The sequence below is a fragment of the Gemmatimonadota bacterium genome (assembly GCA_016209965.1).
Lineage (GTDB): Bacteria > Gemmatimonadota > Gemmatimonadetes > Longimicrobiales > RSA9 > JACQVE01.
On the sequence record JACQVE010000069.1, the window covers coordinates 1 to 2,761 of the forward strand.

Below are 2,761 nucleotides of genomic sequence, written 5' to 3' on the forward strand. Positions count from 1 at the left end.
CATGGACCAGGGCGCGGCCACATCCGACCCGGTGCGGGGCCGCGTCATCTGGGCGGAATTCACCCAACTGCTGCGGCAGGAGCAGCCTTTCACCTTCATGTTCTGGCTGGACGAGCTGGCTGCGGCGCAGGCGCGACTCGGCGGGGTGGTGATGGACCCGCGGGGGGAACTGCAAAGCATGGCCGAGTGGTCGCTCCCGCGATGACAGCCTACATCCTGCGCCGGCTGCTCGGATCCCTGCCCCTGCTCTGGGGCATTGCCACCATCATCTTCTTCGTGCTGACGCTGGCGCCGGGCGACCCGACAGCGCTCTTTTTCAACCCCAACGTTCCCGTGGAAATCCTCGATCAGTTGCGCCGCAACTTCGGGCTGGACCAGCCGTTGCACGTGCGCTATGCCAAGTGGCTGGCGGCCTTCATGAGCGGGGACTTCGGCTATTCCCTGGCGCAGGGCCGGCCAGTCTCGAGGATCCTGCTGGAGACCCTCCCCAATACGCTGGTGCTGACGGGGGCCACTCTGCTCATCGTGTTCGTGCTGGGCGTGGCCATCGGCACCTATCAGGGCGTACGGCAGCACTCCTGGGGGGACCGGGGGCTCAGCGTCGTCTCCCTCTTCTTCTACTCGATGCCATCCTTTTGGCTGGGGCTCATGCTGATGCTGGTCCTGGCGCTCAAGGCGCATCAGTGGGGGTGGCCGATGGCGCTGCCCGCCACCGGGATGACGAGCGTGGACTACGAGTTCCTCGGGCCGCTCGCCCGGTTGCAGGACCGCGTCGCGCACCTGGTGCTCCCCGTCAGCACGCTGACCCTCGTGCTGGCCGCGGGCATCGCGCGCTATACCCGCGGCCAGATGCTGGAGGTGATCCGCCAGGACTACATCCGCACCGCGCGCGCCAAGGGGCTGCCCGAGCGCAGTGTGGTGCTGAAGCACGCGTTGCGCAATTCGCTCATTCCCGTGATCACGCTGCTGGGACTGTACCTGCCACTCCTGTTCAGCGGCGCGGTCTTTGTCGAGACGATCTTTTCCTGGCCGGGGATGGGGCGCGTGATCGTGGACGCGATCTTCCAGCGTGACTACCCGCTGGTCATGGCCACCAGCTTCCTATTTGCCGTGATGGTCGTGCTGGGGAACCTGTTGGCGGACGTGCTCTACGCGGTGGCGGACCCGCGCATCCGGTATGACTAGTACGCCCGTTCGCGATTACGGGGGCAGCGACCCCGAGTCCGCCGCGACTGCGGCGCCGGGCCCGCTGGTGGTGGACGCGCGTGGCGCATCGCAGTGGCGGATCGCGGTGCGCCAGTTCCGGCGGGACCCCCTGGCGCTGGCTGGACTGGCCGTCATTGCGGTGTTGTATCTCCTGGCGCTGCTTGGCCCGCTGCTCACGCCCTACGATCCGCTGGCTCACGCGGATCTCGTGCGCGCAGGCCATCTGCCGCCCTCGGCCAGCCACTGGTTCGGCACCGACCGCTTCGGGCGGGACGTGCTGACCCGCATCCTGTACGGCGCGCGCATTTCGCTCGCCATCGGCCTCATTGCCATTGCCATCAGTGTGACCCTGGGCACGCTGCTGGGCGCAGTGGCGGGATACAGCGGCGGGCGCACGGACGCGGCGATCATGCGCTTCACGGACATGGTGCTCTCCTTCCCGCGACTGGTGCTGCTCATCATGATCGTCGCGCTTTTCGAGCCCTCGATTGCGCTGATCATTGTCGTGCTGGGGCTGACGCAATGGCCGGGGACCACGCGCATTGTGCGGGGCGAAGTGCTGAGCCTGCGCGAGCGCGAGTTCATCCTGGCGGCGCGCGCGCTGGGGATGAGCAGGCCCCGGATCATCCTGCGCCACCTGGTGCCGAATGTGATGGCGCCCGTGATCGTGGCGGCGACCCTGGGCATTGGCAACACCATCGTGCTGGAGGCGGGCCTCTCTTTCCTGGGCCTGGGCGTGCAGCCGCCGACCGCCTCCTGGGGCAACATGGTGGCGGACGGCCGGCAGAACCTGATCGGCGCCTGGTGGGTCGCGACCTTTCCCGGGCTGGCGATTGTGCTGACCGTGCTGTCTTTCAACCTGGTGGGCGACGGGCTACGCGATGCGCTCGACCCGCGGCTGAGGCGCTGATGACGCTGCTCGAAGTGTCCAACCTGCGCACCTACTTCTATACGGACGCAGGCGTGGCGCGCGCGGTGGACGGCGTTTCCTTCCACCTGGCTGCGGGAGAGGTGCTGGGCATTGTGGGTGAGAGCGGGTGCGGGAAATCGGTGACCTCGCTCTCGGTGCTGCGGCTGGTACCGGACCCGCCCGGCCGGGTGCTGCCAGGCAGCTCGGTACGGTTCCGGGGGCGGGAACTCCTGGCGCTCCCGGAATCCGAGATGAGGCGGGTGCGGGGAAATGACATTGCCATGGTCTTCCAGGAGCCGATGACCTCGCTCAACCCGGTCTACCCGGTGGGGAACCAGATCGCGGAGTCGCTCCGCGTGCATCGGGGCTGGGGCAGGCGAGAGGCGTGGGCGCGCGCCGTCGAGATGCTGCGGCTGGTCGGACTAGCGGACCCGGCGGAGCGGTCGCACAGCTATCCGCACCAGCTATCGGGCGGCATGCGCCAGCGCGTCATGATTGCCATGGCGCTGGCTTGCGAGCCCGACCTGTTGATTGCCGATGAGCCGACCACGGCGCTGGACGTGACGATTCAGGCACAGATCCTGGCGTTGCTGCGAGGATTGAGGGAGCAGTTCGGGATGGCCATGATCCTGATCACGCACGACC

At 67.7% G+C, this 2,761-nt stretch carries 4 protein-coding genes; all 4 read left to right on the forward strand.

Features of this window, described 5'->3' with window-relative positions; all coding sequences use genetic code 11:
- Nucleotides 1-205 (forward strand): hypothetical protein (locus HY703_02965; GenBank protein ID MBI4544140.1); only part of this gene is annotated, 205 nt, incomplete at its 5' end.
- Nucleotides 202-1,185 (forward strand): ABC transporter permease, encoded by a 984-nt coding sequence (locus HY703_02970; GenBank protein ID MBI4544141.1) that lies wholly within the window; start codon nucleotides 202-204, stop codon nucleotides 1,183-1,185. The genes HY703_02965 and HY703_02970, both read left to right, overlap by 4 nt.
- Entirely contained in the window at nucleotides 1,178-2,116 is a 939-nt protein-coding gene (locus HY703_02975) for an ABC transporter permease (GenBank protein MBI4544142.1), read from the forward strand. The genes HY703_02970 and HY703_02975 overlap by 8 nt, the downstream gene beginning before the upstream one ends.
- The coding region (locus tag HY703_02980; protein ID MBI4544143.1) for an ABC transporter ATP-binding protein at nucleotides 2,116-2,761 on the forward strand (646 nt) is incomplete at its 3' end. The genes HY703_02975 and HY703_02980, both read left to right, overlap by 1 nt.

Bases quoted from the DNA above. Each gene is read 5' to 3' on its own strand.
- HY703_02970 (MBI4544141.1), top strand. From the start codon at position 202: ATGACAGCCTACATCCTGCGCCGGCTGCTCGGATCCCTGCCCCTGCTC.
- HY703_02975 (MBI4544142.1), top strand. From the start codon at position 1,178: ATGACTAGTACGCCCGTTCGCGATTACGGGGGCAGCGACCCCGAGTCC.